A 15541-nucleotide genomic window follows, 5' to 3' on the forward strand; every position below is an offset into this window, starting at 1 on the left:
CGACACACAAGAGAGGGGCGTGGCCCGCATGAAAGGCCGGATTCATTCATTAGAAACGTTCGGAACGGTGGACGGACCGGGCATCCGCTTCGTTCTGTTTATGCAGGGCTGCGCGCTGCAATGCCAATTTTGCCATAACCCCGATACATGGGATACAGCTGGAGGAAAGCAGGTCACAGTAGACGAGATCGTCAAGGAGCTGGAGCCTTATCTCGAATATTACCGCAGATCCGGAGGCGGGATCACGGTCACAGGCGGGGAGCCCACCCTTCAAGCAGGCTTCGTAGCCCAGCTGTTCCAGGAATGCAAGCGGCGCTATGGGCTGCATACGACGCTGGACACCTCCGGGTTTTGCGACCCGGAGCATGTGGCTGAGCTCATCGACGCCACCGATCTTGTATTGCTGGACTTGAAGCAGATGAACAATGCAAAGCATGAAGCATTAACCAGCCAGCCTAACGAGCGGATTCACCGCTTTGCGAACGAATTGTCTGAGCTTGGAAAGCCGGTCTGGATACGCCATGTGCTGATTCCTGGCCTGACGGACAGCTTTGAAGATTTATATGCGCTGGGAGCCTTCATAGGCAAGCTGCAGAATGTGCAAAAGGTAGAGCTGCTGCCATATCACCGCATGGGGGTTTACAAATGGCAGCAGCTGAATAAAAAGTACCCGTTGGAGGGAGTGCCTGTACCGTCCGAGCACGAGGTGGAACGAGCCTGGACCATCGTGCAAACGGGTATAGCCGCTTCTTCCCGCGGCCGTGATATCCGCATAAATCAATCGAATTAACGTGAGTCAGGAGTTGAAGAGATCAATGGACGACATAAACTCAAAACAAGCTCAAGCTGCGAATCTCATCCGTGCCTTCCATCGTTTAAAGAGTGAGCACCACTGTTTATATGACGCAATCCATCAAGTCGAGGCCAGGGCTAAGAGCTTGAATAAGATGACGCAGTTAACGGAATATCTCGGTCAGCTGTCCGAGCTCCGCACAGAAGCGTTAAGCCTGACACGGAAGCTCGAGCATCATGCCCATTGGGAAGATAACGAGCTGTTCCCTCAGCTATCCGTTTATTTCCAGCTGCCGGATCGGCCGGATGTCACCACTTCACTCTGGATGCTGGAGCATGAGCATGAACTGGCTGACCTGTTCTTCGGGTATTTCCTGAACGAAGCGGACGCCTGCCTCACCCAGCAAAAACGCGCTTCCTGCTCAAGCTTGACCGACCAGCTGCTGCAGGCTTGCCGCTTGGTGAAAGAGCATCTTCAGACCGAGGAAGAGACCGTGCTCCCTTTGGAGGCCGAGCTCTTGACGAGGACAGACCAGGGTGTGGCATTACAATGATCGGTGTCATCTGATTGGAAAAGGCTTGGTATCCGGTTGCTGCTTTCATCCATGGATACTGGGCTTTTTTCGTACGTTGATCAGGCTATTTGCGGTTTCGATCACACCGGCGTAGGGAGTTTCCCCCTCCAAAGATCAGTGTAACTCCCGATAGTAAAAAAAACCAATTCATCCTATGATGAATATAACGAAATTGATTTTGAAGGGGGACGCGGACATGGCGGCTGCGGTTCAAGTATCAGGCGGGATATTGAATATTATTTCTATGGAAAGCTTCGAAAAGCTGCAAAGCATCATGTATATAAAGCATGCGGAAAAAGGATCTTATTTATTTTGGGAGGGGGATGCGGCTGACAAACTGTACTACATCATGAGCGGAAGAGTTCGGACGACCAAATCCTCGGACAGCGGAAGAAGTCTGACGATGTATCTCCATCAAAAGGGGGATTTGATCGGGCAGATGGATCCGTTTCAGGATTCTGTCCATACGTTCAGTGCGGAAGTTTCGGAGGACTGTAAAATCGGCATCATCCAACGCAAAGATCTGGAAGCCCTGCTCTGGCAGCATGGCGACCTGGCCGTTGAATTTATGAAGTGGATGGGGCTTATGCACCGTCTGACGCAAACCAAATTTCGGGATTTAATGATGTACGGCAAACCGGGAGCGCTCTGCTCGCTGATTATTCGCCTTTGCAATTCGTACGGTCAGGTTAAAGAGGGGCATACGTATGTCGATCTCAAAATAAACAATTCCGAAATGGCGGATATGATCGGAGCCACAAGGGAAAGTGTCAACCGGATGCTTAGCGACTTAAGGAAGGATGACATTATCGACTATCAGGACGGCCATATTGTCGTGAAGGATTTGAATTATTTGCGGGATATTTGCCATTGTGAAAATTGTCCGAAGGAAATTTGCCGGATGTAGCTGTCCGGCTTCGCTTTAATGTACATTGTCAGCGTGGGGGTTATGAAATGTCGTTAGGTTTAATTAAGAAAATGGTCATCGGCGTAACGGGTGTATCGGCAATAACTTATGGCACCAGTGCCTTTTTCATTTTTGTCCTCAAGGATACCTTCGCGGGCTTCCTGCCGGACTGGTTGTTTATTACGGTTACGCTGGGTATGGGGATCTTCTGGACGGGATTGCTTGGTTGGCTTATGGCACGCTGGATCGTGAAGCCGCTGCTGCTGATTACGGCGGTTGCGAATGAAGCTGCCGCCGGCAATTTGAAGCTGGCGATTTCCGAGCACCGTTCCAAGGATGAACTCGGCATTTTGAACAAATCGTTTCGATTTATGGTGGAGCAGCTGAAGAAAATCATACAGGACATTACCCAGAATGCAGCCGCGGCGAGCCAAAGCTCTGCCGCTCTAAGCGATGCGATCTTTCAGGCAACGAATCAAGCGGAGCGGATTTCTATGCTGGCAGGACAGATAGCCTCGGGCGCGGAACGTCAGAAGGCCGAGTCGCTGGAAGCCTTCCAGGCGATGGAGCAAGTCACACAGGCCGCGACGGAGGTAAGCGAACAGGCGGAACAAACCCGTTCGAGCTCCTCGCAAATGGTCAGAACCATTGAGGAAAGCAGTCAAATTGTCCGCTCCTTGGTACATAACATGCTCAAATTATCCGAGTCGGGCGGGGAGACCATCGAGGTCGCAGCCCAGCTGGAGGCTTTTGCAAAGGAAATTGGGACGGTTACCCAGTTGGTAGGTGAAATTGCCGCTCAAACGCATCTGCTTGCGTTGAATGCCAGCATCGAAGCGGCCAGAGCAGGTGAAGAGGGGCGCGGGTTCTCTGTTGTCGCCCTGGAAATCCGAAAGCTGGCCGAGCAAAGCTCGAGATCCGTACAGGACATCGATCAGCTCATTGGGCAGGTTCAAGGAAAAGTGGCTGATGTGGTAGAACGGCTGATGCAGCAAGGAGAGGTCATGCACCGCGAGGCGTCCAAGGGGGAGCAGACGGAACAAGCTCTTCAAGCGATAAGCAGCAGCGCTCGTGAGACGGAAGGGGCGGTCTGGCGAATCGTTCAAACCATTGAGCAGCAAACAGAGATTATTCAGCAGGCCGAACAGAAGCAGCGGATTATTGATAACATTTCGCACGATATTTTACAATCTGCACGTCAGGCAGCTGATTCAACGCAGGAGCAAAGTGCTGTCATGCAGGAGATCGCATCCTCCTCCGAAATGCTGCAGCATCAGTCCGATGTATTGATGGAGAAGACGACCGTATTTCGTACGTAATGGAATTTATAGTGAATAGCGAAGGCTAACCAAATCAGGAGGTGTCGTTATGCAATTTGAGCTTGTACATCCTGCCGATCAAATCTTGATGATCATGGAACGAATTTATGGGTATGGCATGACCACGACTTCCGGAGGGAATCTCTCTATTTTGGACGAGAACGGAGATATTTGGATCACGCCTGCCGGAGTCGATAAGGGGTCGCTAAACCGGAACGATATGGTTTGCGTCAAGCCGGACGGGCAAATTATAGGCAATCACAAGCCATCGAGCGAATACCCTTTCCACGAGCTGATTTATCGAAAACGACCGGACATCAAGGCTGTAGTTCATGCCCATCCGCCTGCGCTTGTAGCCTTCAGCATTGTAAGAAAAATACCGAATCTGCACTTGCTTCCAAATGATCATCTCATCTGCGGCGAAGTGGGAATGGCGGAATATGCGCTCCCTGGCAGTACACAGCTGGGTGAAAATATTGCGTCCGTATTCGAGCAGGGCGCGACAACGGTCATGCTGGAAAACCATGGGGTAGTTATCGGGGGAACCGATTTATTCGAAGCCTTCAAAGCATTCGAAACGCTTGAGTTTTGTGCGAGGCTGGAAATCAAAGCGAAGCGAATCGGCCATCCGGTATCGCTCACTCCGGAGAGGCTCACCGCGAAGCCCAATGCCCTGATGGACGAGTTCATTCCAGAAGGGTACAGCACGAAGGAGAGAGGCATCCGGGCGGAGATGTGCAAATTCATCCAGCGGGCTTATGACCAGAAGCTGTTTACGAGCACCCAAGGCACGTTCTCCCAAAGAATCGATAAGGACTCTTTCGTAATTACCCCATTTGATAAGGACCGGAAATATATATCGCCGGAGGATCTGGTCCGGATCGAGCATGGTCGTAAGGAAGCGGGCAAGACACCGAGCCGTTCTGTCCGCTTGCACGAATTCATCTATGCCAAGCAGCCGCATGTCGAATCCATTATTATTGCCCACCCACCCAACATTATGGCGTTTGCGGTGACCGAATGCTCGTTTGATTCCAAAACGATTCCGGAAAGCTATATTTTATTAAGAAATATACCGAAGCTGCCTTATGGTGCAGCCGTTCTGACACCGGAAACAACAGCCGAAGGATTTACCAAAGAGACACCTATCGCCATTGTGGAGAACGATTGTGTGATTGCTACAGGCAACAGCCTGCTAAACGCCTTTGACCGGCTGGAGGTAGCGGAATATAGCGCCAAGGCCGTAATTTCCACCAGATCGCTGGGGGATATTGTTTCGATGGATGCAACGAAGATTAAGGAAATTGATGTCGCCTTTAAGCTGTAGCAGAAGGGAATAGTGAAGAGCGGGACGACTCTGGAAGGAGCGTCTCGTTTTTTTTCTTCGATTGTGATTAATTTCACATGAAAGTGGTGCATGATCCTTTATACTTGCATCATAGAGAGGCAGCAAGCCTTATCCAACTGGAGGGATCCCCTATGAACCAACACATTCCTATGAACACACTGTTTAAATCGATCGGTCACCCTTTGTATGAATTGAATGAAGCGGTTCAAAAGCTTGAAGACGAACACACTTTGCTGCAGGAGGGCTTGACCGAATTATACGAGGCCGCGGAAGCCATCGGCCGGGATGAGGATATTGTGAATTGGGTGGAGGCGCTTCGGGAAGTAAAACGGAAGGCGGCATCGTTTCAAAAAGAGCTGGAAGCCCATTCGACATGGGAGGAGGAGATCATGTTTCCGATGATTGCCTGGTACTTCAATGAGGAGCTGGAGCAATTTACCTTGATGGAGCAAGAGCATGAGCTGGCCGAGCAATTTATTCATGCCTTCCTCGAAGCGGTTGACGGGATCGTGAAGCCTGTATTTCGTGAGGAAGCCCGGCTGATGGCATCCTATTTGCTTCAAGCCTATCCTATTCTGAACCATCATTTCCGCAAGGAGCAGGAAATTATTACTGCGATGGCAGATCGCTCAAATGCCTATGGTTATTAAGCTGCTTTGCAGATTAAGGGAGAAGCTGACAAGTTGAGAAAAAAGGGGGGAGGCCCCATGGGCTTTGCCAAACCGAACGAAATTGCCCGCCGTACTCTGCAAGCAGGACTGAAAAAAGCCGGCATGCCGCTTGCTACCCAGCTTCCGCTAGGGTTTGCTGCCGGAGCGTTTATCGCTTTAGGCTTTCTATTATCCATCCGCATCAGCGGTGGATTGCCTCCCGAATGGGCGGGCTTTAGAGGATTTATGGGCGCAGCCGTGTTTCCTTTAGGCTTAATCCTCTGCCTCGTTGCAGGGGGAGAGCTGCTAACCGGCAACATGATGGCCGTACCTTTCGCTTGCTTTGCCGGCAGGGCGCCTTATTGGCGAATCGCATTAAACTGGATTGTCATCACGATAAGCAATTTTGCCGGGGCGCTGTTTGTCGCTTACGTGTTCGGCCACTTGGGCGGTATGACGGAGCATGAGCCTTATTTGACCCAGATGCTTGCTTTAACCCATGCGAAGCTGGGAGAAGATTTTGTGGAAGCCTTCATCTCGGGGATAGGCTGCAATTGGCTTGTATCGTTGGCAGTGTGGATGGCATACGGCTCGGAGGATGGCGGCGGGCTAGTCCTGGCTGTCTGGTTTCCCACGATGGCGTTTGTGGCCCTCGGCTTTCAGCACGTGGTGGCCAACATGTTTCTGATCCCTGCAGCGATTTTTGCGGGACAAGCGACTTGGGCACAATACGCAACCAATTTTATCCCCGTTTTTCTGGGCAATGCCGTTGGCGGCAGTATGTTTGTCGCAGGCATCTACCGGCTTGCTTACCGTAAGGAGCTTCACTAAGCCCTGCTCTGGAGAAAAATGACATCAAGGTGTGATAAACCGCACTTACACCCGGCAGTGGAAAGTGTAATCTGAACTCATAAAGGAATGCTTCTTATTCCAAATAAAGAATTGTTTACCAGTAACAAAAAGAATCGGAGATATGGAGGCGGACAATATGGCTGTCAAAGAAGTGAAATTGGAAACTGCGGGTGGGACGCCCGCACAGGAAGAAGTTAACCGGTTGGTGGATAAGGCAAAAAAGGCATTGCAGGCATTCATGCAGCTGAACCAGGAACAGGTGGACGCTATTGTTCAGCAGATGGCATTGGCGGGATTAGACCGGCATATGCCTCTTGCCAAGCTGGCCGTCGAGGAGACGGGACGCGGAGTATATGAGGATAAAATTACGAAAAATTTGTTCGCTTCCGAATACATTTACCACAGCATTAAATACGACAAGACGGTTGGCGTCATTGAAAATAACGTGTATGAAAATTATCAGAAGGTAGCGGAGCCTGTAGGGATCGTTGCCGGTGTGACGCCGGTCACAAATCCGACCTCTACGACGATGTTCAAGGCCTTGATCGCCATGAAGACCCGGAATCCGATTATTTTCGCTTTCCACCCCTCCGCTCAGCGATGCAGCGAAGCCGCCGCGCGTACAGTCATGGAGGCAGCTGTAAAGGCAGGTGCGCCCGAAGGCTGCATTCAATGGATTGAGCATCCATCTCTGGAAGCAACCGCTTTGCTGATGAACCACCCGGACGTAGCCTTAGTTCTTGCAACCGGCGGCTCTTCGATGGTAAAGGCTGCGTACAGCACCGGCAAGCCAGCTTTGGGTGTGGGACCGGGCAATGTTCCTTGCTTTATCGAGAAAACAGCGGACCTGCAGCAAGCTGTCACGGATTTGATCTTATCCAAAACCTTCGATAACGGCATGATTTGCGCTTCCGAACAGGCGGTTATCATCGAAGAGCCGGTCTATGCTCAGACCAAGCAGCTGATGAGTGAAATGGGCTGCTATTTCCTTAATAAAGAAGAAACCGAAGCGGTGTCCAAATTGGTCATTAACCCTGAGAAGTGTGCGGTCAATGCTGTGATCGTGGGTCAGCCCGCTTCGAAGATTGCCGAGATGGCCGGCCTTCAGGTACCGAAGGATACGAAGATTCTCGTAGCAGAGCTAGCAGGCGTAGGTGAGGCCTACCCGCTGTCAGCCGAGAAGCTGAGTCCGGTGCTGGCCTGCTATAAAGTGAAAAATGCGGCACAAGGTATCAGCCGCGCTGCGGAAGTGACAGCTTATGGCGGGATGGGGCATTCCTCGGTCATTCATTCCAAGGACGATCAAGTCATTGCGGAGTTTGCGGCTGCGCTTCAAACCGGTCGGGTCATCGTCAATGCCCCTTCGACGCATGGAGCGATTGGAGATATTTATAATACGAATTTGCCTTCATTGACATTGGGCTGCGGCTCCTACGGACATAATTCCACCACATCCAATGTAACGGCGGTGAACCTGCTGAACATCAAACGCGTCGCTTACCGCACTGTGAATATGCAGTGGTTCAAGATTCCGCCGAAAGTATATTTCGAGAAAGGCTCAACGCAATATCTTGAGAAAATGCCGGATATTTCCCGCGTGCTGATTATTACGGACCCCATGATGGTGAAGCTTGGCTATGTCGAGCGCATTGAATATTACTTGCGTAAACGTCAAACGCCTGTTTATATCGAGGTGTTCTCGGATGTAGAGCCCGATCCGTCCGTCGATACGGTGGAACGCGGCACGCAGCTCATGGATAGCTTTCAGCCGGACTGCATCATTGCTTTGGGTGGCGGTTCCCCAATGGACGCGGCCAAGGCGATGTGGTTGTTCTACGAATATCCGGAGACGAGCTTCCAGTCCTTGAAGCAGAAGTTTATGGATATCCGGAAGCGGGTTTACAAATATCCGCGTCTAGGACGTAAAGCGAAATTTGTTGCGATTCCGACAACTTCCGGTACCGGCTCGGAGGTGACCTCCTTTGCCGTCATTACAGATAAGAGGGAGGGCAATACGAAGTATCCGCTTGCGGATTATGAGCTGACTCCGGATGTCGCAATCATCGACCCGGATTATGTATACAGCTTACCGAAAACAGCGGTAGCCGATACCGGGATGGATGTATTGACCCATGCGATCGAAGCTTACGTGTCCGTCATGGCGAACGATTACACGGATGGCTTAGCCATCAAAGCGATTCAGCTGGTGTTTCAATATCTCGAAAAATCATGGGCTACGGGCGACCCGTTAGCTAGGGAAAAAATTCACAATGCATCGACCATCGCAGGCATGGCCTTCGCCAATGCATTTCTGGGCATTAACCACAGCCTGGCACATAAGTGGGGAGGCGAATATCACACCGCGCACGGTCGGACGAATGCGATTCTGATGCCGCACGTTATCCGTTATAACGCACAGAAGCCGACCAAGTTCGCTTCATTTCCGAAATACGGCCACTTTGTGGCGGACCAGCGTTACGCTGAGATCGCCCGCATCCTGGGACTCCCTGCGAGGACGACGGAGGAAGGCGTGAACAGCTTGATTGAGGCGATTCGCAAGCTGAATCAAGCCCTTCAGATTCCCGCATCGTTCTCGGAGCTCGGAATCGATCCGAAGCAGTTTGAGAGCCGTGTCGACGAGCTGGCCGACCGGGCCTTTGAAGACCAATGTACGACAGCCAATCCAAGAATGCCGCTGGTAACGGAGCTTGCGGAGTTGTACCGCAAAGCATTTTATGGCAAGTTCGAGTAAAGGCGGCAGCAGCGGGCTGATCCTTTGATCCGCGCCACGCACAAAACGAAGCATTTCTTTACACAAGCCTGTGGGACTTTGAGTTCCACAGGTTTTTTTGTATGCTGCTCCCAAGCTGCATTTGGATCTTAAGAATGGTCACATGACAGCTTACATATGATCCGTATCGAAAAAAAGAAAGCGGTTTTATAATGAAGGCATGACAGCAAGAAAGCGCTCACTTCTAGCGGGACGATCCATGAAACCGAATACAAAGGACGTGATATAATGAGAGCAAACTATACTTGCAGGTGAAGGGGTTTGCCATGGGAAAAATAGGAAACCGTCTCGTACTCCGGCTCCGCAGCATGCGGATCGTACCCAAATTAATTGTCGGCTATGTCCTCTTAATTTGTGTTCCGTTTGCGCTGCTAGGCTCTATATTTATAAATCAGCTTTTACCAACGTCCTGGAACAATACCGGGTAGGCACCAACCAAATGATGGAGCGATCGTACCGTAATTTGGAAATTGAGCTGACCAAGATGGAATCGCTTTACGCGCTGTTTCAGAACAATGTGAAGCTGACGGAGTATTTGAGCGGGTTATACGCTAACGATTTGGAGATGGCGTACAACTACAAGAAAGAAATCAGTCCTACCTTCACGTATGCCTATATTGGAAACCAGCTTCTGGACAAGATTACTGTGTATAAGAATAACCCCGAGGTGCCTATTGTATCCGCCGAAATAGAGGATATCGATCATTATGCAGATCCGGGGCACGAGGATGATGTCAAAAAGCTGCCGCCCAGTAAGGGAATGTGGACCTTTGAGCCCGGCACTGCCGTAACCAAGCTTCCAACGATCCGTTATATCCACAAAATGTATAACGACAGCTTTACTAGAGAATTGGGTCTGTTTCAATTAACGTTAAATGACGGGTTAATAAAACAGTTTTTTCAAACGCTGCAAAGCAAGGGCGACGTATGGCATATTGTGCTCGACGATAATAAACGGGTTATATTTCAAGATACCGAGCCGATTCTGAATGATACGGATTTGGAACTGATTTTTGCGGCCGTCCCGGATTCGGGCGTCAAGACCTTTTATATGAAGAAGCACTCGTATCTTGTCAACGCTGCAAAGATTAAGCATTGGAATTTGGTCATGCTGGAGATCAGTCCAACGGATGAGGCACTTAATATTCGAAAAGAAATCGGATGGTCCGTCGCAGTCGGGTTATTGCTGCTGCTTCTTCTGTCAGCTCTTTATTTCATGATGGCGTCCTCTTTTGCCATGCGGATTATCCGCTTTTCCAGACATATGAAGCGGGTGGTCGATCCCAGGCATGCCTATTATCCGGACACGAGCGAGTCTGATGAAATCGGGTTTCTCATCACGAATTACAATGCCATGATGCATCGTGTAGAAGAGCTAACCCATGCGGTGACTCAAACAGAGCAGCTGAAACAGGAAGCGGAGATCAAAATGCTGCAGGCTCAAATTAAGCCTCACTTTTTATATAATACGCTTGAAACCATGCGCATGCTGGCCTTAATGAAGGGTGACGATGAGGTCGCGGATATCGGGCTTAAACTAGGGAAGCTGTTAAGGTACAGCTTGTCGAAAACGAAGGATGAAACGACGCTGTTTGAAGAGCTGGAGCATGTCCAGGACTACGTGGATATTCATCTTTCCAGAATGGGAGAGCGTCTTGAGATGGTCATGAACGTTCACGGTGCCCATGCGATGGAGCTGCGCTGTCCACGGTTTATTTTGCAGCCGCTCGTGGAGAATAGCCTATTGCACGGCATCGAGAAAATAAGGGGCAAGGGCAAGATCAGCCTGGATTTGTGGGACCATGCTCATGAGGTCGTCATCCGGTTGTCTGATAATGGAGCCGGTATGGATGAACAACGGCTTACCATTATCCAAGACGTACTTGCCGGCAAGCTTCCACAGGAGCAAATTCCGTTCTCCGGAGGCATCGGACTGTACAATGTGAATGAACGTATCAAGGCTTTTTTCGGCGGACATTCCGGTATGATGATTACAAGCCATGAAGGACAAGGTACAGTCATTGAGATCAAGCTGGTAAAGAGAAGGGGGGAGCAGAGTGCTTAAGCTGATGATTGTTGACGATGAAGCTGTCATCTTAAAAGGAATTGAGCATCTGGTCCGTAGGGAGGATACTCTGTTTACTGAAATCATCGGGGTATCCGATTCGATAGAAGCACTCTCTCTGATGGATACGTTTCGGCCTGACCTGCTGATCACTGACATCCAAATGCCTGGAATGAACGGGCTTGAGCTCATTCGCGAGGCGCAGCTGAAGCAGGTGCGGCGGTTTGCGATTCTGACTGGCTACGATTTGTTCGAGTATGCCCGGCAAGCGCTGCGATTGAATGTGGCGGAATATTTATTAAAGCCGATTGATCCGCAGGAGCTGTCTGCATTATTATCCAAGCTGACACTCGAAATCATCGAAGAGCACCAGGGAAACCAGGTGCTTCCTGCAAGGGCTTCCAAAGCCGATGTACCTGAGGATATCAATGAGAATATTAAAAAATTCAAAAATTTTGTCCAAAACAATTTTATGCGTGACGTGTCCCTTGAAGAGGTCGCTGCCCACCTGGAGCTCCATCCCAATTATGTTTGCAGCCTGCTGAAGCGGGAAACGGGCATGACCTTTATTCATTTCTTACAAACGATCCGGATTGAGAAAGCCAAGTCGCTGCTCATTCATATGCCTTTCATGCCGATGGAGCAAATATCCAAGACTGTAGGTTTTGACAGTCCGCGTCATTTTTATAAAATGTTTAAAAAATACGTTGGCCAAACGCCAGGGAGCTATCGAACCTCCCAATCCTTATAGAGATTCGATGGTGTCCCCCTTTTTTTAAACACAAAGTTCAAATATTAAACTAAGTTGCGTGAGGAGGTTACGCCTGATGAGCTCCGTCAATGTTTATACCAGCAGCACCTCTGCTAAGGTGGAAACCTGCCGCAGGATCAAAGGCTTGTGGAAATATCGCTGGCTGTATGCTTTCATGCTGCCGGGCTTGCTCTATTTCATCCTGTTCAAATATGTCCCACTGTGGGGACTGATGATGGCTTTCAAAAATTATCAGCCCTATTTGGGACTGATGAAGAGTCCATGGGTCTGATTAGAGCATTTCGAGCGCTTCTTCGGAATGCCCGAGTTTTGGCAGCTGTTCCGCAACACCCTGCTGATTGGATTGTACAATACCGTTATTTTTTTCCCGATTACAATCGTGCTCGCGCTGGTGTTGAATGAAATTCGAAGTGAGGCGTATAAGCGACTCGTGCAGACGCTCGTATATGTACCGCATTTTTTGTCCTGGGTCGTTATTGCGGGGATCAGCTACGTGCTTTTGACAACCGAAGGCGGGCTCATGAATGAGCTTATCACCCGGGTAACGGGCGGGGAGCCGATCGAATTTCTAACCAGTGTGGAGTGGCTGCGGCCATTGCTGGTGCTACAGTTAATCTGGAAGGACGCTGGCTGGGGAACGATTATTTTTCTGGCTGCATTAGCCGGGGTTAATGTACAGCTGTATGAGGCGGCACGCATGGACGGAGCTAATCGGTTCCAGCAGCTTTGGCATATTACGCTCCCCTCAATCCGTAGTGTCATCGTCATCTTGTTTATTTTACGGATCGGCAGCTTCTTGGATCTTGGCTTTGAGCAAATCTTTCTTATGCTGAACGCTGTGAACCGGGAAGCAGGTGAAGTCTTCGATACGTACGTATATCGCGTCGGTTTGCAGCAAGGACAGTTCAGCTACAGTACTGCAGTGGGATTGTTCAAATCAATTGTGGGCCTCATCCTCGTTATGCTGGCCAATAAGCTGGCAAAGCTGTTTGGTGAAGAAGGAATTTATTAAGAAAGGAGAAGGTCTCGATGCCTACCCATACGACACCGTTAAACCGGTTATTCGACGTCTTGAATGGAATAGTTCTGGGACTTGTGGGTCTGTCCATGTTTTTACCGTTCGTGTATGTGGTTGTAACTTCATTCTCTGCGCAAAATACCGTGTGGCCGACACAATTTACTTTGGATACCTATAAGTATATTTTCTCAACTAGCACATTGATCCGCAGCATCGGGGTTTCGGTCTATATCACCCTGATCGGTACCGCGCTCAGCCTGCTGGCAACGGCTTTAATGGCCTATTCCTTATCCTATAAATACTTGCCGGGGCGCAGCGGCGTTCTGCTCATGGTCCTGTTTACGATGCTGTTTCAGGGGGGCTTGATCCCGACTTACTTTGTAGTAAAGGCTCTGAACATGCTGGATACGACCTGGTCGCTTATCATTCCCGGATTAATCAGCGCTTTCTATCTCATTGTGCTGCGGGACTTTTTTACAAGTGTACCACATGAACTTATCGAATCCGCCAAAATGGATGGAGCACACGATATGATCGTCCTGATTCGCATTGTACTCCCGTTATCACTCCCGGCACTGGCTGCCTTCGGGTTATTTTACGCCGTAGGCATCTGGAATCAATATTTCAGTGCCATTCTGTATGTGAACAAGCCGGAATTATGGCCGGTACAGGTGATCTTGAGGCAAATTGTCGTATTGGCTTCAGGAGGACTGGGCGATTCCGGGAATGCGGGGGAAAGTGTTGCGTATTACGGCCAAGGTGTCAAAATGGCGGTCATCGTCGTCTCTACGATTCCTATTATGATCGTATATCCGTTCCTGCAGAAGCATTTTGCCAAAGGTGCGCTTCTCGGCTCGGTTAAAGGCTAGAATTGTTACGTGATCAATGACTAACTCATTTCATTAGGAGGCTATGCTATGGATATCAAAACAATGAAAACCGTCGGAGCCAGTATTGCAATCGTTACCCTCGCCGGCTCTCTGCTTGCTGCATGCAATTCCAAACCAAACGAGGTTCCAGCCGAGTCCAAAGATGCCGGGCAACCGCTGAACATCAAGATGATGCTGAACTTTGACGGGAAAGAAGTACCGAAGAAGGATAACGAAGTCGAGAAGGCGATTGAGAAGTATACGAACACGAATCTGGATTTGACTCTGATTTCCAGTAACGATTTTTGCAGCAAGCTGCCTGTGATGATTGCCTCCGGCGAAATGCCTCAGGTTGTTGCCAGCTGCGGGACGCCAAATCAATCGTATCTGATTGGTGCTGCACAGGGAGGCGCCTTCTGGGATATTACATCGTTGGTCAAGGAATATAAAAATCTGTCCTCGATGCCTTCCTTAGTATATGAAAATGTATCGATTGACGGAAAATTGTATGGGATCCCGAGATTCCGCCCGGTTTCCCGCTACACCTTCGTCTACCGGCACGATTGGCTGCAAAATTTGAATCTGAAGGAACCGAAGACTGCCGATGATTTATACAACGTGCTTAAAGCTTTCGCTGAGAAGGATCCGGACCAGAACGGTCAGAAGGATACGATCGGGTTTACGTCTATGATTAACAACGGCTCGCTCAGTCCCGATTTCGGACTGATGTTCGGTGCGCCGAACAACTGGGGGGAACAGAACGGGAAGTTTGTGAAGGCGGAGGAAACGCCGCAATATCTGGAGAGCTTGAAGTTTCTACGAAAGTTATATAGCGAAGGCTTAATCAATAAGGACTTTGCCTCGGTTGACCGGGGAAAATATGAAGGCGATTTCAATAGTGGAAAAGCGGGCATGATGAGTGCTACCACCAATAATGTGCTTGCGTTCCAGACTCGCCTGCAGGCAGCGAATCCCAAGGCAAGACTCGATTTCTTCAGTGCGGTGGAAGGTCCCGTCGGTAAAAGGGTGCAAGCGGATCGCGGCTCGAACGGGATCTTAATGTTTCCTAAATCCGCTGTGAAGACGGAGGCAGAGTTAAAAAGATTGCTCTCGTTTTTTGACAAGCTGGCACAAAAGGATATGGTGGACTTACTTGAATGGGGGATTCAAGGTAAACATTATGAGATAAAAGACGGTAAGGCGGTTCGCAGCAACCAAGAGCTGTATGATAACGAAGTTGGTTTTCCTTACAACAAGCCGTTAGTCACGGCCCCGCTGTCGGGGATTCGAACTCAAGGGGATTTAGACCCTCTTTCAAAAAAAGCGCTTGATGTTGAGAAGGAAAATGAAGCTTTTGCTGTAAAGGATCCGACGATGGTGCTGATCTCTAACACGTGGGCGACAAAAGGGGCGGAGCTGCAGCAAATTTTGATCGATGCCAAGGTCAAATTTATTATGGGAAAAATCGATGAAAACGGTTGGATGCAGGAAATCGAGAAGTATAAAAAAGCCGGAGGCGACAAGGTTGCGGAAGAGTATGCAGCCGCTGCTGCGAAGGTGAAAAAGTAAAATCATACATGGGA

12 protein-coding genes and 1 pseudogene are annotated in these 15541 nt (G+C 49.7%); all 13 read left to right on the forward strand.

Annotated features, from left to right (window positions below; genetic code table 11):
- Window positions 1-28 precede the first annotated feature (28 nt).
- Entirely contained in the window at window positions 29-790 is a 762-nt protein-coding gene (gene pflA, locus CF651_RS14770) for a pyruvate formate-lyase-activating protein (RefSeq protein ID WP_094015633.1), read from the forward strand.
- A gap of 25 nt (window positions 791-815) precedes the next feature.
- Window positions 816-1346 (forward strand): hemerythrin domain-containing protein, encoded by a 531-nt coding sequence (locus tag CF651_RS14775; protein ID WP_094015634.1) that lies wholly within the window; start codon window positions 816-818, stop codon window positions 1344-1346.
- Window positions 1347-1563: 217 nt separating this feature from the next.
- Window positions 1564-2274 (forward strand): Crp/Fnr family transcriptional regulator, encoded by a 711-nt coding sequence (locus CF651_RS14780; protein ID WP_094015635.1) that lies wholly within the window; start codon window positions 1564-1566, stop codon window positions 2272-2274.
- A gap of 47 nt (window positions 2275-2321) precedes the next feature.
- Complete coding sequence (locus tag CF651_RS14785) at window positions 2322-3593, forward strand: methyl-accepting chemotaxis protein (RefSeq protein WP_094015636.1); 1272 nt, start codon at window positions 2322-2324, stop codon at window positions 3591-3593.
- A 49-nt stretch (window positions 3594-3642) separates the two neighbouring features.
- The gene (locus tag CF651_RS14790; protein ID WP_094015637.1) at window positions 3643-4920 is read left to right on the forward strand and encodes a class II aldolase/adducin family protein; all 1278 of its coding nucleotides are present in this window, start codon (window positions 3643-3645) and stop codon (window positions 4918-4920) included.
- Window positions 4921-5072: 152 nt separating this feature from the next.
- Window positions 5073-5591, forward strand: a complete 519-nt coding sequence (locus tag CF651_RS14795; RefSeq protein ID WP_245855915.1) for a hemerythrin domain-containing protein — start codon at window positions 5073-5075, stop codon at window positions 5589-5591.
- Window positions 5592-5648: 57 nt separating this feature from the next.
- A complete protein-coding gene (locus CF651_RS14800) occupies window positions 5649-6422 on the forward strand; it encodes a formate/nitrite transporter family protein (RefSeq protein ID WP_094015638.1) in 774 nt (257 codons plus the stop codon).
- A 157-nt stretch (window positions 6423-6579) separates the two neighbouring features.
- Window positions 6580-9195: a bifunctional acetaldehyde-CoA/alcohol dehydrogenase gene (gene adhE / locus CF651_RS14805; protein WP_094015639.1), complete on the forward strand. Its 2616-nt coding sequence runs from the start codon at window positions 6580-6582 to the stop codon at window positions 9193-9195.
- Between the two features lie 478 nt (window positions 9196-9673).
- Window positions 9674-11299 (forward strand): sensor histidine kinase, encoded by a 1626-nt coding sequence (locus CF651_RS14810; protein ID WP_094015640.1) that lies wholly within the window; start codon window positions 9674-9676, stop codon window positions 11297-11299.
- Entirely contained in the window at window positions 11292-12050 is a 759-nt protein-coding gene (locus CF651_RS14815; RefSeq protein ID WP_094015641.1) for a response regulator transcription factor, read from the forward strand. Before CF651_RS14810 ends, CF651_RS14815 begins: the two co-directional genes overlap by 8 nt.
- A gap of 175 nt (window positions 12051-12225) precedes the next feature.
- Window positions 12226-13083, forward strand: a pseudogene (locus CF651_RS14820) (ABC transporter permease).
- Window positions 13084-13100: 17 nt separating this feature from the next.
- Window positions 13101-13958 (forward strand): carbohydrate ABC transporter permease, encoded by an 858-nt coding sequence (locus tag CF651_RS14825; RefSeq protein WP_094015642.1) that lies wholly within the window; start codon window positions 13101-13103, stop codon window positions 13956-13958.
- A 48-nt stretch (window positions 13959-14006) separates the two neighbouring features.
- Complete coding sequence (locus CF651_RS14830; protein WP_094015643.1) at window positions 14007-15527, forward strand: type 2 periplasmic-binding domain-containing protein; 1521 nt, start codon at window positions 14007-14009, stop codon at window positions 15525-15527.
- Window positions 15528-15541 lie beyond the last annotated feature (14 nt).

It is taken from the genome of Paenibacillus rigui, assembly GCF_002234615.1.
GTDB lineage: Bacteria > Bacillota > Bacilli > Paenibacillales > NBRC-103111 > Paenibacillus_S > Paenibacillus_S rigui.

Coding starts and splice junctions, on each gene's coding strand:
- CF651_RS14775 (WP_094015634.1), top strand. CDS start 816: ATGGACGACATAAACTCAAAACAAGCTCAAGCTGCGAATCTCATCCGT.
- CF651_RS14810 (WP_094015640.1), top strand. CDS start 9,674: ATGATGGAGCGATCGTACCGTAATTTGGAAATTGAGCTGACCAAGATG.
- CF651_RS14785 (WP_094015636.1), top strand. CDS start 2,322: ATGTCGTTAGGTTTAATTAAGAAAATGGTCATCGGCGTAACGGGTGTA.
- CF651_RS14830 (WP_094015643.1), top strand. CDS start 14,007: ATGGATATCAAAACAATGAAAACCGTCGGAGCCAGTATTGCAATCGTT.
- CF651_RS14795 (WP_245855915.1), top strand. CDS start 5,073: ATGAACCAACACATTCCTATGAACACACTGTTTAAATCGATCGGTCAC.
- adhE (WP_094015639.1), top strand. CDS start 6,580: ATGGCTGTCAAAGAAGTGAAATTGGAAACTGCGGGTGGGACGCCCGCA.
- pflA (WP_094015633.1), top strand. CDS start 29: ATGAAAGGCCGGATTCATTCATTAGAAACGTTCGGAACGGTGGACGGA.
- CF651_RS14800 (WP_094015638.1), top strand. CDS start 5,649: ATGGGCTTTGCCAAACCGAACGAAATTGCCCGCCGTACTCTGCAAGCA.
- CF651_RS14780 (WP_094015635.1), top strand. CDS start 1,564: ATGGCGGCTGCGGTTCAAGTATCAGGCGGGATATTGAATATTATTTCT.
- CF651_RS14790 (WP_094015637.1), top strand. CDS start 3,643: ATGCAATTTGAGCTTGTACATCCTGCCGATCAAATCTTGATGATCATG.
- CF651_RS14825 (WP_094015642.1), top strand. CDS start 13,101: ATGCCTACCCATACGACACCGTTAAACCGGTTATTCGACGTCTTGAAT.